The sequence below is a fragment of the Corynebacterium vitaeruminis genome, from assembly GCF_001054325.1.
GTDB classification, from domain to species: Bacteria; Actinomycetota; Actinomycetes; order Mycobacteriales; family Mycobacteriaceae; genus Corynebacterium; species Corynebacterium vitaeruminis_A.
Genome location: NZ_JVVM01000006.1, coordinates 64,582 through 89,825, shown reverse-complemented (window position 1 = coordinate 89,825; position 25,244 = coordinate 64,582). Strand labels below are relative to the sequence as shown.

Genomic DNA, 25,244 nt, shown 5'->3' with positions numbered 1-25,244 from the left:
AGTTTTTCCGCAAAATAAAAATGAGGGGTAGGCAATCAGTTTACCGATAATCATAACGGTTCCAACAATGACCGTCGTAAAGCACGTGCGGCGCGTCCTCTATGAGTTAACCTCTCGCCTATTCGGCCCGGTTTAAACCGGGCGCACGTATTCCTAGTTAGTATGGAAGAGATCTTTACTAATCCATTTGGATACTAGGAGTCATTTACGTGACACTGTCGACTGAGCATGAAGCACGGGTTGTTCGCAACTACCCCTCGGACTGGTCTGACTTGGACACGAAGGCCGTAGATACGGCTCGTGTGCTGGCAGCCGACGCCGTGGAAAAAGCAGGTTCGGGCCACCCGGGCACTGCTATGAGCCTCGCACCGCTGGCTTACTCTCTCTACCAGCGCGTTATGCGCCATGACCCGAAGGATACGAATTGGATCGGCCGTGACCGTTTCATTCTCTCCTGTGGTCACACCTCTCTGACGCAGTATGTCCAGCTCTACCTCGGCGGTTTCGGCCTGGAGCTCGGTGACCTGAAGGCGCTGCGTACGTGGGACGCGCTCACTCCGGGTCACCCGGAGTACGGCCACACTGACGGCGTGGAAATCACCACTGGTCCGCTGGGGCAGGGTCTGGCTTCGGCTGTCGGTTTTGCCATGGCTTCACGACGGGAACGTGGGCTGTTCGACCCGGAAGCTGCTCCGGGTGAGTCCCCGTTCGATCACTACGTCTACGTCATTGCTTCTGATGGTGACGTACAGGAGGGTGTCACTGCTGAGGCTTGCTCGCTGGCCGGTACGCAGCAGCTGGGCAACCTGATTGTCTTCTGGGATGACAACGGCATCTCCATCGAGGACGACACCACTATTGCTTTCACCGAGAATGTGGCGGACCGCTACCGTGCTTACGGCTGGCAGGTCATTGAGGTCGACGGCGGCGAGGACGTCGCAGCACTCGAGGCTGCCGTTGAAGAAGCCAAGAAGGACACGGAGCGTCCGACCTTCATTCGCGTTCGCACTGTGATTGCTTACCCGGCTCCGACCAAGATGAACACCGGTGCTTCGCACGGTGCTGCTCTTGGTGGTGAGGAGATTGTCGGCATTAAGGAAGCTCTCGGCTTCGATACCGATAAGAGCTTTGACGTCGCTGACGAGGTGATTGAGCACACCCGCAAGCTGGTTGAGCGCGGTGCTGAGGCTCATGCGCAGTGGCAGGTCAAGTTCGACGAGTGGGCTGCGGCCAACCCGGAGCGCAAGGCTCTGCTGGATCGTCTGACCGCTGGTGAGCTGCCGGAGGGCTTCGACGCTGAGCTGCCGACGTGGGAGCCGGATGAGAAGGGCGTTGCAACCCGCAAGGCTTCCGAGGCTGCGCTGCAGGCATTGGGTAAGGCCCTGCCGGAGCTGTGGGGTGGCTCGGCCGACCTGGCTGGCTCCAACAACACTGTCCTGAAGGGTGAGCCGTCCTTCGGCCCGAAGTCCATCACCACCGGAACCTGGACCACCGATCCGTATGGCCGTAACCTGCACTTCGGTATTCGTGAGCACGCCATGGGCTCAATTCTCAACGGCATTCTGCTCCACGGTGGCACCCGTCCGTACGGCGGCACCTTCCTCATCTTCTCGGACTACATGCGTCCGGCTGTCCGCCTGGCATCGCTGATGGGCATCTCCCCCATTTATGTCTGGACCCACGACTCCATTGGTCTGGGCGAGGACGGCCCGACGCACCAGCCTATTGAACAGCTGGCTTCACTGCGCGCTATCCCGGGTGTGTCCACCGTCCGTCCGGCTGATGCTAATGAGACCGCTCAGGCTTGGGCCGCTGTTCTCGAAGGTGAGGCAGGCCCGAAGGCTCTGGCTCTGACCCGCCAGAACGTTCCGGTTCTGGAAGGCACGAAGGAAAAGGCCGCCGAGGGTGTCCGTCGTGGTGCATACGTGCTTGTCGACGGTGCCAAGGAGACCCCGGACGTCATTCTCATGGGTACCGGCTCGGAGGTTCACCTAGCTGTCGAGGCCGCTGAGAAGCTAGCTGAGGAAGGCGTCAGCGCCCGCGTTGTCTCCGTTCCGTGTCTCGACTGGTTCGAGCAGCAGGACGAGGCCTACCGCGAGCAGGTCCTGCCAAAGGCCGTCCGCGCTCGCGTCTCGGTTGAGGCTGGTATTGCTATGCCGTGGTACCGCCACCTGGGCGACGCTGGTCGTGCTGTCTCCCTGGAGCACTTCGGTGCATCGGCTCCGTACAAGGAGCTGTTTGAGAAGTTCGGCATCACCGCAGAGGCTGTTGTCGATGCCGCCAAGGAGTCCATCGAGGCTGCTAAGTAAGTTTGTTCAACCTGGCGCTATCGGCTGATGTCGGGACGGGATTTGTAGAAACCGTACCGGCGCTCCGGTGGCGCCAGTATTGTTTGTGTCGCACAGTAGTTTAAAGACGGATAATTTTTAGAGAAGTCTTTAGACAACGAAGCGGTTTAGACAGAAAGGCGTTAAACACTATGGGAAACACCACGATGGAAGCACTCGCCAAGGTAGGAACCTCGGCGTGGCTCGACGATCTTTCGCGCCAGCGTCTCACCTCGGGCGATTTGAAGAACCTCATCGATGAACTGCGGGTGGTTGGTGTCACCACTAACCCGGCTATCTTCTCTTCGGCGATGACCGCTGGTGAGGACTATGACTCTCAGCTGGCGCAGCTCACCGCTGAGCGCGCGAACCCGTCAGATGCTGTGTTCGCCATGGCTATCGACGATGTCCGCGATGCCTGTGACCTCTTCGCCGGTGTGGCTGAGGATACCGACGGTGTCGATGGCCGTGTTTCTATCGAGGTCGATCCTCGTTACGCCGACAACTACGAGGCCACGATTGCGCAGGCCCGTGAGCTCTGGGAACGCGTCGGCAAGCGCAACGCGATGATTAAGATTCCGGCGACCGATGCTTCCCTACCTGCTGTCACTCAGGCCCTGGCCGAGGGTATTTCCGTGAACGTCACTTTGATTTTCTCGGTGGAACGTTACCTGCAGGTTATCGATGCTTTCGTCGAGGGAATCGAGCGTGCAAAGGACAATGGCGTGGACCTGGATTCGGTTCACTCAGTTGCTTCACTGTTCGTCTCTCGTGTTGACACCGAGATTGATGCTCGCCTGGAAAAGATTGGCTCGGAAGAGGCCTTGGCTTTGCGTGGTAAGGCTGGTCTGGCCAACGCCCGCGCCGCTTACGCTAAGTTCGAAGAGACCTTCTCCTCGCAGAATATCCGTTGGGCGCAGTTGGAGAATGCCGGCGCTAAGCCGCAGCGCCTGCTGTGGGCTTCCACCGGTGTGAAGAACCCGGCTTACCCGGATACTCTCTACGTCACTGAGCTGGCTGCCCCGCAGACTGTAAACACCATGCCGGAGAAGACGCTGCGTGCTGCCGCGGGCTTTGAGGGCGAGGTTCGTGATGCCGTCAGCGGTCAGGGTGAAGCAGCCAATGCCGTTATGACCCAGCTCAGCGAGATTGGTATCGACCTGGACGATGTCTTCGCTGTCCTGGAGCGCGAGGGCGTGGAGAAGTTTGTGGATTCCTGGCAGTCCCTGCTCGTGTCTATTGCACAGCGCATGGAGCAGCTGCACGAACCCTGCTGATTATCTAGCTGCCTGTTGGTAGCGGCCGCGTTTATGGCTGGCGCCAGCGGATCGATGAGCGATGCGAGTTACTGACTGCGCTTATGGCAGAAATGGTCCGAAAAATAGCCTGAAAGTGTCATAAACTTGCACAGTTTCACATTTGCAGCCCGTGTTTTTTCGGCCCGTAAGCTGCAGCCCGTAAGCTGCGCACAAAAAGCTCCCCCGCGGGGGAGCTTTTTGGCTGTCAGGCCTCGGCGAAGGCGGGGCGCACGTCGGGCAGTGGGCGTTTGTCTTCCTTTAAGGCCCAGGCCATCACGACCGCGGAAACCACGGTGATGAGCGAGGCGAAGATCGGCACAGCTGGCCAGGGGGCTCCCGGGATGGAGTCGGTCGCGTCCAGCAGAAAGCTGAAGAGGAAGAGTGCGACCAGTGCCAGGCCGATAGTGATCGACCCCGCGCGAGCGCCCTTCGCGCCGACGACGGTGCCAATCGCGGTGCCCGCCACGGTGGCCATGAGGAAGCTCAAGAAGACGCACAGGGCGGTGAGCAGGATTGTGGTGTAGTTCTGGCCGGAGTCTTCGATCATGTACATCGCCCCGTTGGTGTCCGGGAACAGGGCCGGTCCGGAGGTGACAATGAAGCTATCGAATCCCCGGTAGTAACCGGACTTATTCTGTTCGGTGACCATCGCCGCGACGATGAAGGCGGTAGCCACCAGCGATGTTCCCAAGATTGCGATGATTGCGGAGCGCACCCAGCGGGCGGTGCGCACGCCGTAGTCGCGCAGGGTGACCGAGCGCTGGGCGGTGATGAGGAAGAGGATGCCCAGCGCGATGATGCCCAGCAGGGTGTTGCCGGTGCCGCTGCCCATGAGCATGCGCCCGAAAGCCGAGTACAGGATGGCCACTCCGGCGACGCCGAAGAAGGTTTTCTTGTTGGTTGCGATGAAAGCCCCGGTGCTCATTTCTTGCTCCTTTCGATGTAGGCGGAGGTGCTAGCGAGGTCGATGAGGGCCGCGGGGTCGAGGTAGCTCACCTCAACACCGAGGGCGCGGGCATGCGCGACGGTCGACGGGCTGAGCGCTGCAGCCAGGATCGCCTCGCAGCGCTCGCCGAGGGTTTTCTTAGCGAGCACCGAGCCGGCCACCTGCGTCACGAGGTCCGCAGAGCCGCGCAGCACAGGATGGGTAGTGCGCAGCTTATCGACGTCATAGGGTCCGTACGCATCCTGCTTGTGCATGACGATCAAGGTGTCCACCAGGTCTGCGAGATCCTGGGAGTGCTGCGACGTGACCACAATGTCGGCCGATTCGGCGGCGTCGATAAGCATGCGGCGCAACATGGTGCGGTGCTCGACATCGAGGCCGTTGAAGGGTTCGTCGAAAAGCAATGCATCCTTGCCCGATGCGAGGGCGGCCGCAGCGATGAGCAGTTGGCGCTGGCCCAGGCTGAGTTGCTTGATGGGTGTGTCGGCGGGGAAATCTAGGAGGGACTCCGCGTGGGACACATCGAGCTGATCCCAGCCCGTGCGCAAGATGTGGAAATATTCGCGCGGGGTGGCGCCGAAGATCTGGGTGTCGGGTGCTGCCTTCGCCAGGGCAGCCGTAGGAATCTGCGCGAGGGTATGCAGGTAGTAGGTCTTGCCGGCACCGTTGGGGCCGATCACGCCGTAGATACTCATTTCTCATCCTCCAGCATGGCGATGATGTCGTGGAGCGTAAGACCGAGGATGTCGGCCTCCGCTTTTAACGGCTCGATGTAGGTGCGCTGGAACGCTTCACGACGCTCAGCGCGAATGCGCTCACGGGCGCCTGGGGTGACAAACATGCCGAGTCCTCTTTTCTTCTCCACGAGCCCCACCATCGACAGTTCCGTCATGGCCTTGGCAGCCGTGGTTGGGTTGACCTGATAGAACTCCGAGAGTTCTTTGGTTGAAGGGGCGCGATTCTCAGCCGCGAGCTCCCCGGACAGAATCATTGATTTCAGATCCTCAGCGATCTGGACGTAGATGGGCCGAGGGTCCGCCTCCTTCGCCTGCATATCCACCTCCATGGTGTACGGGTATACCACCTATGTCATAAACCTAAAGCAGAAGAAAGGGGCCCGTCAAGGCCCCATCGGAGGAATCGGAAACGATTCCACCGGACTTTTCTCGATATGACATTATGTAAACCGTGAGTGATTCTCTGCAACGCAACGATCCGAACTCCCCTACTGCCAGCTCTCCGCACAACGGAGATGGCAGCACCAACCACCACGGATACATCAACCCGCTGCGTGACCCGCAGGATAAACGCCTGCCGCGTATCGCGGGCCCGGGTGGAATGGTGATTTTCGGAGTGACGGGCGATCTCGCCCGGAAGAAACTGCTGCCTGCCATTTATGACCTGGCCAACCGCGGTCTGCTACCTGCCTCCTTCGCGTTAGTTGGCTATGGTCGTCGCGAATGGTCCAAACAGGACTTTGAGGATTATGTGCGCACCGCCGTGGAACAGGGCGCCCGCACAGACTTCCGTGAGAGTGTCTGGCAGCGTCTGGCTGAGGGCATTCACTTTGTTACCGGTACCTTCACCGATGACGAGGCCTTCGATCGCCTGGCCGCGCAACTTGAGGAGCTCGATCGCTCCCGCGGCACCGCCGGCAACTGGGCCTACTACCTGTCCATTCCGCCGGCTAACTTCCCCGATGTCTGTCATCAGCTCGATCGGTCGGGGCTGGCGCAGTCGGGCGAGGATTATTGGCGTCGTGTGATTATTGAGAAGCCATTCGGCCACGACCTGGCTTCGGCCCAGGAACTCAACCGGATTGTGAACTCGGTGTTCCCAGAAGACGCTGTGTTCCGCATCGACCACTACCTGGGCAAAGAAACCGTCCAGAACATTTTGGCCATGCGTTTTGCCAACCAGTTGTTCGATCCGATGTGGAATTCTCACTACATTGACCACGTTCAGATCACCATGGCTGAGGACATCGGTCTGGGCGGTCGCGCCGGCTACTACGACGGTATCGGTGCGGCTCGTGACGTGATCCAGAACCACCTACTCCAGCTCCTGGCGCTGGTGGCAATGGAGGAGCCCATCGCCTTTACCCCGGAGGAGTTACAGGCGGAGAAAATCAAGATTCTCCGCGCTGTCGAGCCGGTGCGTCCGTTTTCGAAATACACCGCACGTGGCCAGTACACCGCGGATTGGCAGGGCAGCAACTTTGTGCCGGGGCTGCGCGACGAGGAAGGATTCGACCCCGAGTCCACGACCGAGACCTACGCCGCCTGTACGCTCCAGATCAATTCTCGTCGTTGGGCCGGTGTCCCTTTCTACCTGCGCACCGGCAAGCGCCTCGGCCGTCGCGTCACTGAGATTGCGCTGGTTTTCAAGTCCGCACCTCATCTGCCCTTTGCAGAGACAATGACTGCCGCTCTCGGCCAGAACGCCATGGTCATTCGAGTCCAGCCAGACGAGGGCGTGCTCATGCGCTTCGGTTCGAAGGTGCCGGGCTCGGCTATGGAGGTACGCGATGTCAACATGGACTTCTCCTACTCCGAGGTGTTTACCGAGCAGTCCCCAGAGGCTTACGAGCGCCTAATTCTGGATGCGCTTCTCGACGAAGCCAGCCTCTTCCCCACCAACGAGGAAGTCGAGCTGTCCTGGAAGATTCTTGACCCCATTATCGAGTACTGGGCCAAGCGTGGTCGCCCCGAGGGATACCCCGCAGGTTCGTGGGGGCCGTCCTCCGCTGACCACATGCTCGAGCGCGACGGTCGCGCTTGGCGACGGCCATAGATTGCCAACCTCTCACTTCTTAAGAATTTTCTGACAGAAAGAACACTTTCATGATCGTCAATTTGCCAGACACTGACACCGCGAGCATTGCTCGTCAGTTGGTGCAGCTTCGAGAGCAGGGCGGCATTGTCACCACAGGCCGTGTCCTCACCCTGATTGTTTTGGCCAAAAGCGAAGACGACCTGGAAAACATTATTTCCACGGTTAACTCGGTGTCCCGCGAGCACCCGTCCCGTGTGCTGGTATTGGTCTCCGATGATCCGCGTTTGGACAATCGCCTCGACGCAGAACTCCGCGTCGGCGGTGATGCCGGTGCCGCTGAGATCGTCGTTATGCACATGTCCGGTGAGATTGGTCAGCACCACAGCTCTGTCGTGACTCCCCTGTTGCTGCCGGATACGCCAGTCGTGGCGTGGTGGCCATCAGAGGCTCCGCAAGTCCCGGCGGCGACACCAATCGGTCGGATTGCCCAGCGTCGCATTACCGATTCGCTGTGTGACCCGAATAGCAACGCTATCTACATGCGCCGCACGGGCTACACGCCTGGTGATTCCGACCTGAGCTGGTCGCGACTGACGAACTGGCGTGGTGTGTTGGCCTCGGCTTTCGACTTGCCGCCGCATTCGCCGGTGACCTCCGTGTCTATCTACGGTCCACAGGAGTCGCCATCGGTGGAGGTCGCCGCCGGCTGGTTGGCAGATCGCCTGGGGCTGCCGGTCAACCGTTACTCCACCGGGGAGAAGAAGATTCCGGTGGACGAAAAGGGCCGCGCCAAGCCACCGGTGACCTCGGTCGCGTTTGAGCGTGAAAATGGCCAGACCCTGCGCATCGATATTGAAAGCGCTACCACTGCATCGGTTACCAACGGAGAAAAGCCCCCGTTCAAGGTCGCATTGTCGCGTCCAACACGCTCCGAGTGCTTGGCAGAGGAGCTGCGTCACCTCGATCACGATACTGCCTACGGACGTGCCCTCCGTGGTCTCAGCCAGATTCACACCGTGGGCATGCAGGTCCCGACGTCCACAATCACCAGCTTCGAAAACGAACCAGGAGTCTCTGACAAGTGACCACCGATAACGCCTCGAGTACTGCCCCTGCCCCACAGTTCCACCGCGCCGCCGACCAGACTGGCATCGTCGACGCGGCACGTCAACGCTTCATCGATGCGGTTGTCGCCGTCCAGCGTGGTAACGCCACTCCAGTTACCGATGACGGTTTCGCGCGCGTCGTTCTCACCGGCGGCGGCGCGGGTACTGCTCTGCTCAGTGCGCTTGCCGACGATTCTGGAGACATCGACTGGAACCGAGTCCTGGTGTTCTTCGGAGATGAACGCTTTGTCGCTGTCGACTCGGCAGACCGCAACGCGCTGGCGGCCCGTGAGCGTCTCTTGTCCCCCGTCGGCGTGCCTGAGCAGAACATCTTCGAGTTTGCTGCTGCCGATAGCGGCGTGACCACCACGGAGGCCGCCGAAAACTATGAGGCCATTGTCCGGGAAAAGGCACCGAATGGCTTTGACCTTCACCTTCTCGGTATGGGCGGAGAGGGACACATCAACTCAATTTTCCCGTACACCGCCGCTCTGGCTGAGCAGGAACGCCTGGTCGTAGATGTACACAACTGCCCGAAGCCACCACCGACTCGCATCACGCTGACTATGCCGGCCATTGCCAGTTCGCAGCGTGTGTGGCTACTGGTAGCCGGTGGTGAAAAGGCCGACGCGATCGCGGCGATCGCTCAGCAGGGCGATCCAGCGCAGTGGCCGGCGGCCGGGGTCCGCGGTGTTCAGGAGACTGTTGTCTTTGTTGACGATGCTGCGGCTGCACAGCTTTAGGCTGCCCCCTGTACTTCTAAGTCCAGGAACAGCAAATTCCCGTCGATAAGCGAAATGCTATCGACGGGAATTTTTATTACTTAAAGGCCTGCGGCGGGCATGCTGCGTGCGGAACTTACCAACCGAAGGTGTTGAACAGCAGCAACAGGACAATGCAGAGCAACCAGATAATCACGGTCACAATAGTGACGCGGTCGAGGTTCTTCTCCACCACCGTCGAACCCGACAAGTTCGACTGCATGCCGCCGCCAAAGAGGCTGGACAGTCCGCCACCCTTACCCTTGTGGAGCAGGATGAACAGCGTCATCAAGATGGATGTGATGACCAGGACAATCTGAATGGCGAGGTACACGCGCACTTCCTTTTGAAACGTCGCTTCTTTAAGAACTCCAACTATACTAGCGCAATTGCTCCGCTGGCTAGGTATTCCCCAGCCGTCTTTTCTAACCCGAGTTGCGCAGTGCAGTTGCCAAACCATTCATGGTCAGCTGAATACCCCGACGCACCTTGTCGCGGTTATCGCCGGCACGGTAGCGACGCAGCATCTCCAGCTGGATGATGTTCAGCGGCATGAGGTACGGGAAGCGCATGTCCACCGAGCGCCTGAGCAGCGGATTGTCTTCAAGCAGATCCTTGTACCCGGTTACCTTCAGGAACATCTTCAGCGTCAGGTCGAACTCAGCCTTGATGATGCCGTAGATGCGCTCACCGTCAGCCTTATTTTCGCACAGGCTAGCGTAGGCGCGCGCCAGGTTCAGGTCAGCCTTGGACATCACCTGCGCCATGTTCGACAGCACCGAGTTGAAGAACGGCCAGTCCTCGTTGAGCTGACGGAGTTCGGCCAGGCGGGAACCGTCCTCGTCCTCACCAATCCACTCCTGCAGTGCAGAGCCGACACCGAACCAGCCCGGCACCATAGAACGCTGCTGCGACCAGGACAGTACCCATGGAATTGCGCGCAAATCAGAGATAGTCTGAGTCTGCTTGCGTGAGGTCGGACGCGAACCGATGTTGAGGCTACCAATCTCATCGACCGGAGTCGACGACGTGAAGAAGTCGATGAAGCCCGGGTCCTCGTGCATGAGCTTCGAGTAGGCCTCACGAGACAGGTCGGAAATCTCCGACATGATTTCGTGGGCGCGGGCTGGGTTCTTCAGGTCATCGACATCGAGCAGAGTCGACTCGATAGTTGCCGAAACCAGCGCGGCGAGGTTCCTGCGCGCCGCCGCAGGGTGACCGTACTTCGCAGAGATAATCTCGCCCTGCTCGGTGACACGCACCGAACCCTGGACTGCGCCGGAAGGCTGCGCCAGGATTGCCTCGTAGGACGGTCCGCCACCACGGCCGACAGTACCTCCGCGGCCGTGGAAGAGACGCAGGCGAATGTCGTTGTCCTTCGCGGCTGCCACGATGGCGACCTCCGCGTCGTAAAGCGCCCAGTTTGCAGCGAAGTATCCGCCGTCCTTGTTCGAGTCGGAGTAGCCGAGCATCACTTCCTGGAGGTCTCCGCGTGCGGAGACGTATGCGCGGTAGACCGGAATGTCCCACGCAGCACGCAGCACGTCGGCGCCAGCCTGCAGGTCTTCGATGGTTTCAAACAGCGGGATGACGTCTACAGAACCGGTCGGCTGGGATCCATTCGGACGAATCAGACCGACCTCCTTAAGCAGAATCATCGGCTCCAGCAGGTCGGAGACTGAGGTACACATCGAAATGATGCAGTGCGGAACTGCATCGCGACCGTACTTGCGAACCGCGCGCGATGCTGCACGCATAATGCCCAGCTCGCGGGCCGTGGCTTCAGAAAGATCTGCGGAAGTCGAAACCAGCGGACGGGAGGACTTAAGTTCCTTGGTCAGTAGCTCGACCTTGTCGGCTTCCTTCAATCCTGCGTAATTGTCCACGACACCGGCAGCTGAGAACAGCTCGGTGAGGATTTCCTCGTGGGAGTCCGAATTCTGACGGATATCAATCGAGTACAGGTGGAACCCAAAGACCTCAATTGAATCAATCAGATCGCGCAGGCGGTGATCGGCGATGAGGTCGTCGTGGCTGGAACGCAGTGAGTCGTCGACAATGGAGAGCTCTTCAAGCAGTTCCTCGGCGCTCTCGTACGGAGTGAACTCCGACCAGTCGCCCTCAATGATGGACTCATCAAAGAAGTTCACAGCTGTCGCCGCCACGCGACCACGGATGCCGTGAACCGCGCGACGGTAAGGCTCATCTTCGCGGTTCGGTACGTCATTGTGACCACGGCTGGCCAGAGCGACCAGATCCACGGTGACCTTAGTCAGGCGGTCACTGAGGCTGAGCTCGCGCTCCAGCAGGTGCAGCTGAGAGAAGTAGTGACGCAGGATGGTACCCGCTGCCCTATCCGAGGCGTAGCGTAGCGTCTCCTCTGTCACGTATGGGTTGCCGTCGTGGTCGCCACCAATCCACGATCCCATACGAATCGTTGGGTTTGCCGGAAGCTTGTTATCGCCGAGTTGACGCAAGTGCTTGACGACGTCTCGGTTAATCTGCGGCACAGCTTCCAGCAGAGAAAGCTGATAGTAGCGAAGTCCAACCTCGACCTCGTCGCGAATATCCGGACGGTTCATGCGAATCAGAGCCGTTTGCCACAGCGTCAGGATGCGGCGGCGGATGTCGGCATCAATTTCAGCGAGTCTATCCGCGGTGCGTGCATTCAACGGGGCTGCCTGGATTTCATGGCGGCGACGCATTGCGGCCGTGATGTGCTTTTGCACATCAAACACCGTGCGACGACGGGTTTCCGTGGGGTGCGCGGTCAGAACCGGAACAACCTCAATGTGGTCCATCATGTCCGCAATGGCGCTGCTGGAAACCTTGGCGTCGCGAAGCTTCTGCCATGTCGCCTCCAGAGTCGAATCCTGCGGCGGATCGCCAGCATCGAGAGAGGCCTCGATGCCAAGTTCCTCGTGCAAATCCTCAGCGAGGTTAGCCAAGAGTGCGAAGTGCGTGAAAGCACGGATGACCGGGCTTGCATCAACTGGGTCTATGTCGCGGAAGAGACCGGTAAGCTTCTCGATATCGCCATCGCCACGATGGAGTTCGAAGGCTGCGCGGCGAGCATTCTCGACCAGGTTAAAGACCTCGTCACCCTCTTGCTCGCGGATTACTTGGCCAAGAATTCGACCCAGGTGGCGAATATCCTCCCAGAGCAAGTCCTGCTGCTTCGCGGTAGCGGTCGATGAGGATTGCTCACTGCCTGCAGTGTGTCGGTCAGTGTCACGATGTACTTGTTCGTTCATTGAGCACGTCCTTTTAAAATTGCCGGGCACGTATCGTGGGATGCCACGGGAAATGAGTTGCGCTGAAATATTGCCAGTCGGTGTACCTAGGTTGAGATGGCCTAAAGGCAATAACCCCGAATCGGTTTTATGAGAATCAATAAAACCAATCCGGGGTCGCGCATGGCGCCTATCTTATCAGTTACTCTGAATTTATATGTAGTTAGGCGTTCTGAGCGGCATCTGCAGCAAGTGCACAGAGCTTCGCGAATGCTTCACCATCGAGCGAAGCACCACCGACGAGGCCACCGTCGACGTCGGGTTTGCCGACGATCTCAGCGACGTTCTCGGCCTTGACGGAGCCACCGTAGAGAATACGCATTTCCTTTGCGATGGTCTCGTCCGCAATTTCAGCGATGGTCTCACGGATAGCTGCACAGACTTCCTGAGCGTCTGCAGCCGATGCGACCTTACCGGTGCCGATAGCCCAGACCGGCTCGTAAGCGATGACGGTCTTCGCCAGCTCTGCGTTAGTCAGGTTAGCCAGGGAGCCCTTGACCTGAGCGACAACGTACTCGACGTGCTCTTCAGCCTCGCGGACCTCTAGCGGCTCGCCGACACAGACGATTGGTTTCATGTCCTCACGCAGTGCTGCCTTGGCCTTCTTTGCAACCAGTTCATCGGTCTCAGCGTGCATGTCGCGGCGCTCAGAGTGACCGACGACGACCCAGGTGCAGCCCAGCTTTGCCAGCATCGAGGCGGAAATCTCGCCGGTGTATGCACCGGACTCGTGAACGGAGACATCCTGTGCACCGAAGGTGACGCCGAGCTTATCTCCCTCAACCAGAGTCTGGACCGAACGAAGGTCGGTAAACGGCGGGATGACAGCGACGTCAACCTTGTCGTAGTATTCCTGCGGCAGAGCGAAGGCGAGCTTTTGCACCACACCGATAGCTTCGAGATGGTTCAGGTTCATCTTCCAGTTACCAGCAATAAATGGTGTACGTGCCATAGTGGTGGAATTCACTTCCCTATCAATTAGTGGATTTTTAAGCGATGAAAACCCAGTGGTGGAAAAATCTTAGTCTTCCAGGACGGAGACGCCCGGCAGGGTCTTGCCCTCAAGGAACTCTAGCGATGCGCCGCCACCGGTGGAGATGTGGCTGAAGCCGTCCTGGTCGAGACCCAGAGTACGCACTGCCGCTGCGGAGTCGCCGCCCCCGACGACGGAGAAGCAACCGTTGTTAGTGGTGGCGTCGATGATGGCCTGTGCAACTTCGCGGGTGCCGGCTGCGAACGCCTCCATCTCGAAGACGCCCATCGGGCCGTTCCAGAACACGGTCTTGGACTCGGCCAGTACCTTGCCGAAGGCCTCAGCGGAAGCCGGTCCGATGTCCAAGCCCATCCAACCTTCCGGAATTTCAGTGGCATCGACGACCTTGTGCTCGGCGTCAGCAGCGAACTTGTCGGCCACGACTACGTCGGTCGGCAGAACAATCTGGTCGCCGTAGCGGTCCAGGAGATCCTTACAGGTGTCAATCATTTCTTCCTGCAGCAGAGATGCACCGACGGCGTAACCCTTGGCAGCAAGGAAAGTAAAGCACATGCCACCACCGATGACCAGGGAGTCAACCTTCGGGGCGAGTGCTTCGATAACACCCAGCTTGTCGGAAACCTTAGAACCACCGAGAACGACGGTGTATGGCTTCTCCGGGGTCTCAGCGACCTTGCGCAGAACCTCGAGCTCCGCCTGAACCAGGTTACCGGCGTAGTGCGGCAGCTTCTTAGCTACGTCGAAAACGGAAGCCTGTGCGCGGTGAACAACACCGAAGCCGTCAGAGACAAATGCTCCGTCCGGAACAAGTGCCGCCAGCTCTGCTGCGAACTCGGCACGCTCTGCTTCGTCCTTGGAGGTTTCGCGCGGGTCAAAGCGGACGTTCTCCAGCAGGAGCACGTCGCCCTCAGTCAGGCCGTTAGCACGTTCGTGCGCATCTTCACCGGAGACATCGCCGGCTAGAGCGACGTACTGCTCCAGGCGTTCAGAGAGAGCCTCAGCGACCGGGGCCAGGGAGAATTCGGACTTAACCTCACCCTTCGGGCGACCCAGGTGAGCCATAACAACGACCTTGGCGCCGGCTTCGACAAGAGCGGACAGGGTCGGCAGCGAAGCGTCGATACGACCCGGGTCGGTGATAACGCCGTCCTTCAGCGGAACATTAAAGTCGGAGCGGACAAGGACGTAACGGCCTTCAATACCTTCGTTGATCAGGTCTTTGACAGTCTTAACAGTCATCTGAATGAATTCCTTGTGAGAGTGTGTAAAAACGGGCCGTGGGTGGCGTGCCCTACTCAGGCACAACCACCCCGGCCCGTTCGGGGTCTGGGATTAACCAGGTGAGTTATTAGAGGCGCTCACCGACGTAGACAGCCAGGTCGACGAGGCGGTTGGAGTAGCCCCACTCGTTGTCGTACCAGGAGACAACCTTGACCTGGTCGCCGATGACCTTGGTCAGCGGTGCGTCGAAGATGGAGGAACGCGGGTCGCCCTCGATGTCCTTGGAAACGATCGGGTCCTCGTTGTAGCCCAGAACGCCCTTGAGCTCGCCCTCAGCAGCTTCCTTGATAGCAGCGTTGACGGACTCGACAGTGACCTCGCTCTTAGTGGTGAAGGTCAGGTCGGTGACAGAGCCGGTCGGGGTCGGAACACGCAGTGCGTAGCCGTCCAGCAGGCCCTTGAGCTGCGGGAGCACCAGAGCAACTGCCTTTGCAGCACCAGTAGAGGTCGGAACAATGTTCAGCGCAGCAGCGCGGGCGCGACGCAGATCCTTGTGCGGAGCGTCGTGCAGACGCTGGTCGCCGGTGTATGCGTGGATGGTGGTCATCAGACCGCGCTCGATGCCGAACTTGTCGTCCAGAACCTTAGCCATCGGAGCCAGGCAGTTGGTGGTGCAAGAAGCGTTCGAGATGATGTTGTGCTTCTCCGGGTCGTAGTCAGTGTGGTTGACACCGACAACGAAGGTTGCGTCTTCGTTCTTAGCCGGAGCGGAGATGATGACCTTCTTGGCGCCAGCATCGATGTGAGCCTTAGCAGCGTTGGCATCGGTGAAGAAACCGGTGGACTCAATGACGATGTCGACCTCGTGCTCGCCCCACGGCAGGTTCTTCGGGTCGCGCTCAGCGTATGCGCGGATGCGCTTGCCGTTGACGGTGAGGGACTCATCGTCGTAGGTGACCTCTGCGTCAAGCTTGCCCATGATGGAGTCGTACTTGAGCAGGTGAGCCAGGGTCTTGTTATCAGTGAGGTCGTTTACAGCAACGACTTCCAGGTCAGCGCCCGAAGCGACCAGGGAGCGGAAGAAGTTGCGGCCGATGCGACCAAAACCGTTAATACCTACACGAACCGTCACAATAATCTCCTTAATGGATTGGCGAAACGATGCCACTTGTTGAGGCGCTGGTTGCGCTCCAACAGGTTCACTACAGAAGTGTACGTTGGGTTTTTCATTCGCGCAGCGCAGCTTTCGCTCGGCAATCCCAAATAAACGGAGATTTACCCAAAGTTACGCACCTGACTAGGCAAAACAGGTTCTTTACTCGTCAACTTCTTTGTCGAAAAGTTCATCTGTAACAACTGCCGTTGTGGGGGGAATTCCGATTTCGTTTGCTCTCTTGTCCGCCATGGACAGCAAACGGCGAATGCGTCCTGCGACAGCGTCTTTCGTCATTGGCGGATTGGCTAACTGCCCCAGTTCCTCTAATGAGGCCTGCTTGTGCTCAATTCTCAACTGCCCTGCAGATACCAGGTGATCCGGTACATCGTCACCGAGAATCTCCAGCGCGCGCTCTACTCGTGCCGCCGCAATAACGGCTGCACGTGCCGAGCGTCGTAGGTTGGCATCATCGAAGTTTGCCAGACGATTGGCCGTCGCTCGCACTTCACGACGCATGCGCTGTTCTTCCCACTGCAGGCGAGTAGTCTGGGCTCCCATCCGCGTCAGAAGTGCACCAATTGCGTCGCCCTCCCGGATGATTACGCGATCGCCACCGCGGGACTTATTTTCCTTGCTCTTGGCCGTAATTCCGAGCCTACGAGCACAGCCCACCAATGCGAGTGCTGCTTCAGCAGAGGGCGCAGTGACCTCCAAGGCCGAGGAACGCCCCGGCTCCGTCAGCGAACCATGAGCCAAAAACGCACCCCGCCATGCAGCTTCTTGGTCAATCTTCTGCCCCATGATTAGCTTGCGCGGCAGCCCTCGTACGGGACGTCCGGCGGAGTCGATCAGCCCAGTTTGCCTAACGACGAGTTCAGCGCCATCGGTGACCCGCACAATGTATTTCGAGGTTTTGCGCAGTCCACCGGGAGACAATACATTGAGACTCGCTTTGACATCGTAGAGTTCGGCCAGCATGGAGCGCAGGCGGCGCGCGACAGCACCGGAATCCAACTCAGCTTCCAGCACAATCGAACCTGCCACCAGGTGGAGGCCTCCAGCGAAGCGGAACAGTGTCGCAATCTCCGCTGCCTGAGCGCTCTCCTGCGAAACTGACACGCGGGCTAGTTCGTCTTTGACCATCGCCGTCAACGCCACGATGCTGTCCATCCTCAATTCATCTGTACGAGCGGGTTATTGGGCCTAGCTAATTTGGGTAGAATTGGCCTCTATTCGAGCTTTAGCAATGAACCTAAAGGATAGTATCCGAGGACAACTAAAAAGCAACTACCCGATTGCTTCAGGCATATCCGCAGGAAAGCATAGAAAATGCCTCGCATGACAAAGCGCTAGAGAAACCGGCGAAGTGCGACAGCAAGTTTCTCCGGCGAATGCCGACCAGTCAGAGCTCCGTAGTCGTCTAATTCCTGCACATCGGCGAAGACGACCTTCGCGTCCAGGCTGTCGGCAGCTCGCTGCAGGTATTCCCGTTCGGTATCCGCGAGCGGCGTGTTGTCGTCGACAAGCACGTAATCGAGCTTCAAGTTGGGTGCGTGCTGCGTGAGCATATGGATGTGCCGTTCGGAGGAAAAACCGGCGGTCTCCCCCGGCTCAGCGACAAGATTCAGCACGACGACGGTTGTGGCATCGGTTTCCTGTAGCGCGTCCCGTAGCCCCGGCACCTGTAGATGTGGCAGAACCGAAGTGAACCACGAGCCCGGCCCCAGCGTCACCAGATCAGCATTGAGGATAGCTTCAATGGCCTCATCGGAAGCCGGGGGTGCCTCAGGAATGAGCCTGATTCGGCGAACCTGGCCCGGTGTAGTGGCCACTGCAACCTGGCCACGGACTTGGCGCACGACGCGGGCATCCTGCTCTAGACCAACGACCTCAGCCTCGATCTCTAGCGGAATTGGTGACATGGGAACGACGCGACCCTGGATTTGCAGCAACCGGCCAATTTCGTCAAGTGCGTCGACTTCATTTCCCATCACACTGGTGAGACCAGCAATGATGAGGTTGCCAATTGCATGTCCTGCGAGCGCGCCGGTTCCACCGAAACGGTGTTGCAGCGTCTTTTCCCACAGATCGCCTTTTTCCGTATCTGCGGAGAGCGCAGCAAGTGCCATCCGTAGATCTCCAGGGGGAATCTGTCCCAGCTCACGACGAAGGCGACCAGAAGAGCCTCCATCGTCGGCAACTGTAACCACAGCGGTGACGTGGTCAGCGACCTGACGGTCAGCTCTCAGCGTGGCAAACAGACCGTGGCCGCCACCCAGACTGGTAATTGATGTCAATTCCTACACCTCCACGAAAACCGCTAATTGCGGTCGATATCGCGGTGGACGACGTTGACGTTGATGCCGGAAACTCCCTCGAGTTTCTTAGCCAGCGCCTCCGACATGGCCACACTTCGGTGATGGCCTCCGGTGCATCCCACAGCGATAGTCATAAAACCCTTGCCCTCACGGCGGTACCCGGGCAGAACCAATTCAATCAAGTTTGTGACGTTGTCCAAGAACCCCTGAGATTCAGGTTGGGACAGCACGTAGTCGGCCACCGCTTTGTTGGTCCCGCGGCCTGCACGCAGCTCAGGTACCCAATAGGGGTTGGGGAGAAAACGAACGTCGAAAAGCATGTCGGCATCTCGCGGTGCACCGTGCTTGAACCCAAAGGACTCAATGGTGATCTGCTGAATCTTGCTGGCGGAATCAGACAGCTGATGCTCTAGCTCGCGGCGCAAATCGTGCACGCTCATATCAGAGGTATCCACTACCAAATCCGACATGCCCTTTATTGGCAGGAGCATTTGACGCTCAGCGGCAATGCCCTGCGAGAGCGTCCCATTGTCCTGCAGCGGATGGGTGCGGCGGACAGAGTCATAACGGGCGATGAGGGTGTCATCGTTGGCATCAAAGAAGATGACATACGGCTGGCGTCCTTCATTTCGCAGCCCGTCTAGGACCTCCCCCAAACTGCCGGCGAATGCCCGCGAGCGCACATCGGTGACGATAGCGAGGCGCTCTACCGGAGAGTCCGCCTCAAACGACAACTCGACCATCCGCATAATTAACTCCGGTGGCAGGTTGTCTGCGACATACCAGCCCATCTCCTCCAAGACGCTGGCGGCCGTATTGCGTCCGGAACCGGACATGCCGGTAATCAACACAAGTGACTTTTCAGCCTGAGGGGAATAGCCCGAAGTAATCATGCCATCACTCTAATACAATTTCGGCCAACCGCTCTCGGTTTTAGTAGCGGAAGTAAACCCGCTAGCCCTGTTCCAAGTGCGGGTTTAGCCAGTTGTTTACCTACTTCTTGGCCTACTCTCCGGAGCCGGAAGCTGAGTTTGGTCCGGACGATTCCACGTCTGAGTGGAGATAGTCGTAGACAGTTTTCGCGAGCATTGGCCCGAAACCAGGCACCTCTTCAATTTGCTCGACGCTGGCTTTCTTCAGCGCCGCGACCGAGCCAAAGTGCTTGACCAACTCGCTGCGGCGTGCTGGCCCCAGGCCCTTGATTCCGTCGAGCACCGACGAGCGCATACGTTTAGAGCGCTGCTGACGGTGATAGGTGATGGCAAAGCGGTGAGCCTCATCACGAATTCGTTGGATTAGGTACATCGCTTCCGAATTGCGCGGCAGGATGAGCGGCTCATCGTCGTCGGGAATCCACAGCTCTTCTAAACGCTTGGCAATCCCCACCAATGTCACATCGGTGACCTCGAGTTCATCGAGGACCCCCTGTGCGGCTGCGACCTGTGGTGCACCACCGTCGACGATGAACAACTGTGGCGGGTAGGCAAACTTACGGCTACTCCGCGACTGCTCATCGACGGCATCAGTCGTCTCTTCGACGAACATTTCGCTGGCATCATCGGGCATGGCGAGCTTGTCCTCGTTATGGCGCAGAAAACGACGGCGCACCACCTCGGCGATAGATCCGACATCGTCGGAGCGGCCGTCACCCGCTGCGTCCTTGATTCGGTACCGGCGGTAATCGGACTTCTTAGGCAATCCGTCCTCAAAGACCACTAACGAGGCCACCACATCCGTGCCCTGAATATGTGAAATATCAGTGCACTCGATACGCAGTGGCGCTTCATCCATAAACAGCGCGTCCTGGAGTTCAGAGAGAGCCTGCGAGCGAGTAGTTAAATCCCCGCTCCGCTTTAGCTTGTGCTGACGCAGCGCTTCAGCTGCATTCTTCTGCACGGTCTCCATGAGTGTTCGTTTGTCACCGCGCTGGGGGACGCGAATATCCACGTTGGTGCCACGAATAGCAGCTAAGAACGCAGTCACTTCATCAAGGTCGTCGGGCGTGGCTTGGACGAGAATTTCGCGTGGCACAACCTGGGCGGCGGTGGTCGATTCATCGCCGTCGACATCCGCGTGCTTGGCGGCATCGCCATAGAACTGTGTGAGGAACTGCGTCAGCAGCCCGCCCAAGCTGGGGTCGGGCTCTCCCTCTTGGAACTCCGTAGTCGCGTATTCACCGGACTTCTCCACTACCCAACCACGCTGACCGTAAATACGTCCTGCACGAACGTGGAAAATCTGCACCGCAGCTTCCAGCTCGTCTGTTGCTAGCGCAATGAAGTCGGCATCGGCGGCGTCGGAAAGCACGACAGATTGCCGCTCCATGACCTTGTCGATAGCGGTGAGGTTGTCGCGGAGGCTGGCGGCGCGTTCGAAGTCTAACTCGGCGGCGGCTTCTTCCATTTCCTTTTTCAGCCGCCTGGTCACTGGGCCTGTATTGCCCGACATGAAGCTGGTAAAACCCCGGACAATCTCGCGATGCTCATCGGCGCTGACACGGCCGACACACGGCGCCGAGCACTTGTCGATATAGCCGAGTAAACACGGCCGTCCCAAAGCCTGCTGTCGGTTGAACACTCCCTTTGAACAGGTTCGGGCAGGGAAAACGCGGGTCAGCAAGTCGAGCGTTTCTCGGATAGCCCACGCGTGTGAGTAGGGACCGAAATAGCGCACACCCTTGCGGCGCGGTCCTCGGTAGAGAAAGAGCCGCGGGTACAGCTCTCCGACGCTGACAGCCAGCATCGGGTACGACTTGTCGTCGCGGTACATCACATTGAACCGCGGATTAAAGCGCTTGATCCAGGTGTACTCCAGCTGCAGCGCTTCAACCTCGTTGTGGACGACGGTCCACGTAACCTTAGAAGCGGACTGCACCATCTGGCGCGTGCGGGGGTGCAGTCGGGTTAAGTCCTGGAAATAGTTCGACAAACGCGCACGGAGATTCTTCGCCTTACCGACGTAGAGCACGCGCCCAGCCGAATCGAGAAAACGGTACACCCCCGGCTCCGTGGGAATGGTGCCGGGGGCGGGACGGTACTGAGAAGGGTCAGTCACTTAGGGTGTCCTTAAAACGAGTCCTTGGGTTAGTCCTCCGGCATGAACTTGTCTTCAAGTTCACGGAACCGACGAATGTCCTCCACGACGCGAGTGCCGTCGGCTGACTGAATGGCCAGCATCGGCACAAATTCAAAATCCGGCAGTTCCAGGCGAGCCCAGCGGGACTTCTTTGGAAAGCTCAGGCCATAGATGTCGACCCACGGGTAAAACTTCGCGTTGAGCAGATTGCGGACTTCCACGCCCTTCGCATTTACGCGTACGCGAGCTCGAGTCAGCAGCAGGAATACTCCGGCGATGATCAGACCGATCATAGGGAACGCCAGCTGGTCAATGGTGGTCACCGAAGCTCCGGTGTTGCCAAAATCCACCACGATACCCATGAAAACATGGATGGCAAAGACGACGACTGCGGCAATAATCGCCCACAAGCGCAGCTTCTGTGAGGTGATTTCCAGCAGCCACTTGTCATCGTTACCACTGTCGACGGTGGTTGAATTGCTTTGGCGTTCGGAGTTACCCATTCTTACTCAGCTCCACCTTCACGAAGAGACTTCAACACGGCGACGGTATGCAGCGCTGCGGCCATAGCCTCGCGCCCCTTGTTCTCCACAGCTCCCTCGCCACCGGCGCGATCAATTGCCTGTTGCTCAGTGTTGCAGGTCAACACACCGTTGCCAACTGGCGTTTCACAGTCCAGTGCAATCCGAGTCAGCCCCTCAGTGACCGAGTCGCAAACGTAGTCGAAGTGCGGGGTGCCGCCCCGGATAACGCATCCCAGTGCCACCACGGCATCGTGAGTGTGTGCGAGCTGCTGGGCTACAACCGGAATCTCCAGGGCACCGACGACAGTCACATCCGTCACTACAGCGCCGACTTCCGCTGCTTGTGCCAGCGCTTCACGACGAAGCTGCCCGGTGATCTCCTCGTTCCAGTGAGAAGTGACCAGACCGACGGTCACACCAGTCGAATCGGGAACGGAAACGTCAGGAAGACCTGCGCCACTCATCTACTGTGCTCCTTCTGTCGAAATTCCGTGGGACTCCATGTACTCATCCAACCAGGGAAGTTCATGGCCCATGCGCTCGCGCTTTGTCAACAAGTATTTCAAGTTATCCTCGTTGACCTCAACTGGCACCGGTACCCTGCGGCTCATTTCCAGTCCATAGCCACCTAGGCCGGCGCGCTTAGTCGGGTTGTTCGTCAGCAGCGCCATGGTGGTGACTCCGAGATCCTGCAGAATTTGTGCACCTGTGCCGTACTCGCGAGCATCCGTCGGCAAGCCGAGTGCCAGGTTGGCATCGACGGTATCAGCGCCCTCATCTTGCAGGTGGTAAGCCTGCAGCTTCGGCATTAGACCGATGCCACGGCCCTCGTGGCCACGCATGTAGAGAATCACACCACGGCCGGCCTCATGCACCATGCGCATGGAGTTGTGTAGCTGCTGACCGCAATCACAGCGGCGCGAACCCAGCGCATCGCCGGTAAGGCACTCCGAGTGGACGCGCACGAGGACGTCCTGGCCATCGTTGGCAGTGATGTCGCCAACAACGAGAGCTACGTGCTCGACGCCGTCGATAAGGCTGCGGTAGCCGATAGCACGGAATTCGCCGTAATCGGTGGGCAGTTTGGTTTCAACGACGCGCTTAATCAGTTGCTCGTGGTGACGCCGGTATTCGATGAGCTGCTCGATGGAGATTAGCGCCAGGTCGTGCTTGTCACAGAAGCGACGCAGTTCCTCTGCGCGCGCCATGCCGGTCGGGTCCTCCTCGGAGACGACCTCGCACAGCACACCGGCAGGTCGAAGTCCGGCAAGGCGCGCAAGATCGACCGCAGCCTCAGTGTGTCCCGCGCGAACGAGGACGCCACCCTCGCGAGCTCGCAGCGGAACCACATGTCCTGGACGGGTAAAGTCGTGCGGATTCGAGGTTGGGTCAGCCAGCGTACGAATGGTGTTCGCGCGATCAGTGGCGGAAATACCGGTGGTACCGGTGTTGGCGTCCACAGTGACGGTGTATGCGGTGCCGCGGGCGTCTTCATTATCCGACACCATCGGCGGCAAGTTGAGACGCTCGCAGTCTTTGGCGGTCAGCGGTGCGCAGATGTAACCAGAGGAATAGCGAACCATAAAGGCAACAAGTTCAGGCGTTGCCTTCTCGGCGGCGAAGATGATGTCGCCCTCGTTCTCACGATCTTCATCATCGACAACAACCACTGCCTTACCGGCTGCGATGTCCGCAATGGCCTGTTCTACGGAATCGAACTTAATCACAGTCTCTTAGCTTATCTTTCCAACATTTTCTCGACGTACTTGGCCAGCACATCGGCTTCCAAATTGACCTTGGTCCCCACACCAGCCGAACCAATAACGGAGTCCGTCAGCGTCGTCGGAATCAGGCTGACCTCAAAGAACCCCTCGCCTACTGCAGAAACCGTCAGCGAAGTGCCGTCCACGGCAATCGAGCCCTTTTCCACGACGTACTTGGCGAGCTGCTCCGGCAGGGAAATACGCACTACTTCCCAGCGCTCCCCCGGTTCACGCGAAATGACCTCGCCAGTGCCATCAACGTGACCCTGCACGATATGGCCGCCGAGGCGCTGACCGACTGCGGTCGCACGCTCGAGGTTGACCTTGGAGCCGACCTCAACCTGGCCGAGGCTCGACCTGTCCAGAGTCTCCTGCATGAGGTCAGCGGTGAAGAAGTCATCGCCAAACTCCACAACTGTCAAGCAAACGCCGTTGACAGCAATGGAGTCGCCGTGGTGTACGTCGTCAAGCACGGTGGTCGCGTGAATGGTCAGGGTAATGGAGTCGGCTTCGCGGCTGATTTCGCGAATTTCGCCGAGCTCCTCAACAATTCCCGTAAACATAGTGGTCGGGCGGATCCTTTACCTCTGGTTATAAATTGAAAAACATTTGCAAGATTAACTCTAGCTGGTCAGCCTGCGATCTTTGCCACTGCGGAGAGCCGTGATTAAAACGTCATCTCCCAAAGTCTCGACCGCGACGGTACGAAAGCGCGAGATGTCAGTAATCGTGGTCTCATGGTTGGCAGAAGTTACCGGCAGACCGGCGCCGAGAAATGCCGGGGCGATATAGGACTCAATCGCATCAACGGCATCGGCATCCAAGAAGGCGCTGGCTAGACGCGGGCCCCCCTCTACCAGGACGTCGATAAGCCCCATATCCGCCATTGCCTCCAGCGCCACTTCAACATCGTGGGTGCGAATCTGGCGGAAATTATCGCCACGAATGTTCGCGTCGGCGGCAATCTCCGAGGTACCAATCGCAATGCGCAGAGGTTGCGTCGGCAGCTCATCGCCGTCTGGTGTGCGCGCCGTCAATCGCGGGTTGTCCGCGAGCACTGTCCCCGTGCCAATGACAATCGCTTGCCGACGAGCACGATCGACATGTACCCGCGCTCGCGCTTGCTCCCCCGTAATCCACTGCGAGGTGTGGTCGGTAGCGGCGGCGAAACCGTCGAGTGTGCCCGCCGTTTTGAGCGTGATATGCGGGCGACGAGTCCGCTGCCAGTGAAGCCATGGACGCAGATAGCCGGCTGCTACGCGGTCACGATCGAATTCTTCGCTGACTTCGATTCCTTTATAGCGCAACCACTCGCTGCCGCCAGCGGCAACGGGATTGGGATCAGCGACAGCAAAGATGACGCGGGAAATACCGGCCGACGCAAGTGCCTCAGTGCACGGAGGCGTGTGGCCGATGTGGTTGCACGGCTCCAGCGTGACCACTACAGTGCCGCCCTGAGCTCGAGTGCCCGCCATTTCTAAAGCTTGAGGCTCCGCATGTTGCCCGCCTACCGGCTCAGTTCCGGCCACGCCTACTGCAATGCCCGAAGAATCGAGGATGACGCAACCAACCGGCGGATTGGGATAGGTGGTGCCTCGAACTCGCTGGCCAGCCTCTATGGCCAGCGACATGGCCGCTGCATCAGTGAGCGGCTGTGCGGAGACGAGATCGGGAAACTGTGCCACCG

22 protein-coding genes are annotated in these 25,244 nt (G+C 58.8%); 5 read left to right on the top strand and 17 right to left on the bottom strand.

The features are described from left to right. The first annotated feature begins 209 nt into the window (after window positions 1-209). Together tkt and tal are read left to right on the top strand one after the other, a co-directional pair. On the top strand, window positions 210-2,309 hold the full coding sequence (tkt, locus tag ADA16_RS01595; protein WP_048758564.1) for a transketolase: 2,100 nt from the start codon (window positions 210-212) through the stop codon (window positions 2,307-2,309). Window positions 2,310-2,479: 170 nt separating this feature from the next. Next, window positions 2,480-3,604, top strand: a complete 1,125-nt coding sequence (gene tal / locus ADA16_RS01590) for a transaldolase (RefSeq protein ID WP_048758563.1) — start codon at window positions 2,480-2,482, stop codon at window positions 3,602-3,604. A gap of 226 nt (window positions 3,605-3,830) precedes the next feature. On the opposite strand, the gene ADA16_RS01585 is transcribed toward tal, so the two are convergent. Genes ADA16_RS01585 through ADA16_RS01575 form a run of 3 tightly spaced genes read right to left on the bottom strand, consistent with a single transcriptional unit; the run spans window position 3,831 to window position 5,625 of the window. Next, the gene (locus ADA16_RS01585; RefSeq protein WP_048758562.1) at window positions 3,831-4,550 is read right to left on the bottom strand and encodes a hypothetical protein; all 720 of its coding nucleotides are present in this window, start codon (window positions 4,548-4,550) and stop codon (window positions 3,831-3,833) included. Then, complete coding sequence (locus ADA16_RS01580; protein ID WP_048758561.1) at window positions 4,547-5,266, bottom strand: AAA family ATPase; 720 nt, start codon at window positions 5,264-5,266, stop codon at window positions 4,547-4,549. Before ADA16_RS01580 ends, ADA16_RS01585 begins: the two co-directional genes overlap by 4 nt. After that, window positions 5,263-5,625, bottom strand: a complete 363-nt coding sequence (locus ADA16_RS01575) for a GntR family transcriptional regulator (RefSeq protein ID WP_048758560.1) — start codon at window positions 5,623-5,625, stop codon at window positions 5,263-5,265. Before ADA16_RS01575 ends, ADA16_RS01580 begins: the two co-directional genes overlap by 4 nt. 134 nt (window positions 5,626-5,759) lie before the next feature. On the opposite strand from ADA16_RS01575, the gene zwf reads away from it, so the two are divergent. Genes zwf through pgl form a run of 3 tightly spaced genes read left to right on the top strand, consistent with a single transcriptional unit; the run spans window position 5,760 to window position 9,195 of the window. Beyond that, window positions 5,760-7,364 (top strand): glucose-6-phosphate dehydrogenase, encoded by a 1,605-nt coding sequence (gene zwf, locus ADA16_RS01570; protein ID WP_048758559.1) that lies wholly within the window; start codon window positions 5,760-5,762, stop codon window positions 7,362-7,364. A gap of 50 nt (window positions 7,365-7,414) precedes the next feature. Beyond that, the gene (locus tag ADA16_RS01565; protein WP_048758558.1) at window positions 7,415-8,431 is read left to right on the top strand and encodes a glucose-6-phosphate dehydrogenase assembly protein OpcA; all 1,017 of its coding nucleotides are present in this window, start codon (window positions 7,415-7,417) and stop codon (window positions 8,429-8,431) included. Then, window positions 8,428-9,195 carry a 6-phosphogluconolactonase gene (pgl, locus tag ADA16_RS01560; RefSeq protein WP_048758557.1) on the top strand — a complete coding sequence of 256 codons (768 nt, stop codon included), beginning with the start codon at window positions 8,428-8,430 and terminating at the stop codon, window positions 9,193-9,195. Before ADA16_RS01565 ends, pgl begins: the two co-directional genes overlap by 4 nt. A gap of 115 nt (window positions 9,196-9,310) precedes the next feature. Here the strand turns inward: pgl and secG are convergent, their stop codons facing one another. From secG to ribD, 14 genes are all read right to left on the bottom strand, one after another. Beyond that, on the bottom strand, window positions 9,311-9,547 hold the full coding sequence (gene secG, locus ADA16_RS01555) for a preprotein translocase subunit SecG (RefSeq protein ID WP_005510775.1): 237 nt from the start codon (window positions 9,545-9,547) through the stop codon (window positions 9,311-9,313). A gap of 91 nt (window positions 9,548-9,638) precedes the next feature. Further along, window positions 9,639-12,467 carry a phosphoenolpyruvate carboxylase gene (ppc, locus tag ADA16_RS01550; protein WP_048758556.1) on the bottom strand — a complete coding sequence of 943 codons (2,829 nt, stop codon included), beginning with the start codon at window positions 12,465-12,467 and terminating at the stop codon, window positions 9,639-9,641. A 202-nt stretch (window positions 12,468-12,669) separates the two neighbouring features. Further along, the gene (gene tpiA, locus ADA16_RS01545; protein WP_048758555.1) at window positions 12,670-13,458 is read right to left on the bottom strand and encodes a triose-phosphate isomerase; all 789 of its coding nucleotides are present in this window, start codon (window positions 13,456-13,458) and stop codon (window positions 12,670-12,672) included. Window positions 13,459-13,527: 69 nt separating this feature from the next. Beyond that, the gene (locus tag ADA16_RS01540; RefSeq protein ID WP_048758554.1) at window positions 13,528-14,739 is read right to left on the bottom strand and encodes a phosphoglycerate kinase; all 1,212 of its coding nucleotides are present in this window, start codon (window positions 14,737-14,739) and stop codon (window positions 13,528-13,530) included. 109 nt (window positions 14,740-14,848) lie between these two features. Then, window positions 14,849-15,853, bottom strand: coding sequence for a type I glyceraldehyde-3-phosphate dehydrogenase (gene gap, locus ADA16_RS01535; protein ID WP_048758671.1), 1,005 nt, complete (start codon window positions 15,851-15,853; stop codon window positions 14,849-14,851). Between the two features lie 183 nt (window positions 15,854-16,036). After that, window positions 16,037-17,035: a DNA-binding protein WhiA gene (gene whiA, locus ADA16_RS01530; protein ID WP_048758670.1), complete on the bottom strand. Its 999-nt coding sequence runs from the start codon at window positions 17,033-17,035 to the stop codon at window positions 16,037-16,039. 191 nt (window positions 17,036-17,226) lie between these two features. After that, window positions 17,227-18,174: a gluconeogenesis factor YvcK family protein gene (locus ADA16_RS01525; protein WP_048758553.1), complete on the bottom strand. Its 948-nt coding sequence runs from the start codon at window positions 18,172-18,174 to the stop codon at window positions 17,227-17,229. 23 nt (window positions 18,175-18,197) lie between these two features. Further along, window positions 18,198-19,088 carry an RNase adapter RapZ gene (gene rapZ / locus ADA16_RS01520; protein ID WP_048758552.1) on the bottom strand — a complete coding sequence of 297 codons (891 nt, stop codon included), beginning with the start codon at window positions 19,086-19,088 and terminating at the stop codon, window positions 18,198-18,200. Window positions 19,089-19,200: 112 nt separating this feature from the next. Beyond that, on the bottom strand, window positions 19,201-21,249 hold the full coding sequence (gene uvrC, locus ADA16_RS01515; RefSeq protein WP_048758551.1) for an excinuclease ABC subunit UvrC: 2,049 nt from the start codon (window positions 21,247-21,249) through the stop codon (window positions 19,201-19,203). A gap of 29 nt (window positions 21,250-21,278) precedes the next feature. Further along, window positions 21,279-21,773, bottom strand: coding sequence for a PH domain-containing protein (locus ADA16_RS01510; RefSeq protein WP_048758550.1), 495 nt, complete (start codon window positions 21,771-21,773; stop codon window positions 21,279-21,281). A gap of 2 nt (window positions 21,774-21,775) precedes the next feature. Then, a complete protein-coding gene (gene ribH, locus ADA16_RS01505; RefSeq protein WP_048758549.1) occupies window positions 21,776-22,258 on the bottom strand; it encodes a 6,7-dimethyl-8-ribityllumazine synthase in 483 nt (160 codons plus the stop codon). Further along, a complete protein-coding gene (locus ADA16_RS01500) occupies window positions 22,259-23,521 on the bottom strand; it encodes a bifunctional 3,4-dihydroxy-2-butanone-4-phosphate synthase/GTP cyclohydrolase II (RefSeq protein ID WP_048758548.1) in 1,263 nt (420 codons plus the stop codon). It lies immediately after the preceding gene. 11 nt (window positions 23,522-23,532) lie between these two features. Beyond that, entirely contained in the window at window positions 23,533-24,120 is a 588-nt protein-coding gene (locus tag ADA16_RS01495) for a riboflavin synthase (RefSeq protein WP_048758547.1), read from the bottom strand. 60 nt (window positions 24,121-24,180) lie between these two features. Beyond that, window positions 24,181-25,242 (bottom strand): bifunctional diaminohydroxyphosphoribosylaminopyrimidine deaminase/5-amino-6-(5-phosphoribosylamino)uracil reductase RibD, encoded by a 1,062-nt coding sequence (ribD, locus tag ADA16_RS01490; RefSeq protein ID WP_048758546.1) that lies wholly within the window; start codon window positions 25,240-25,242, stop codon window positions 24,181-24,183. Window positions 25,243-25,244 lie beyond the last annotated feature (2 nt).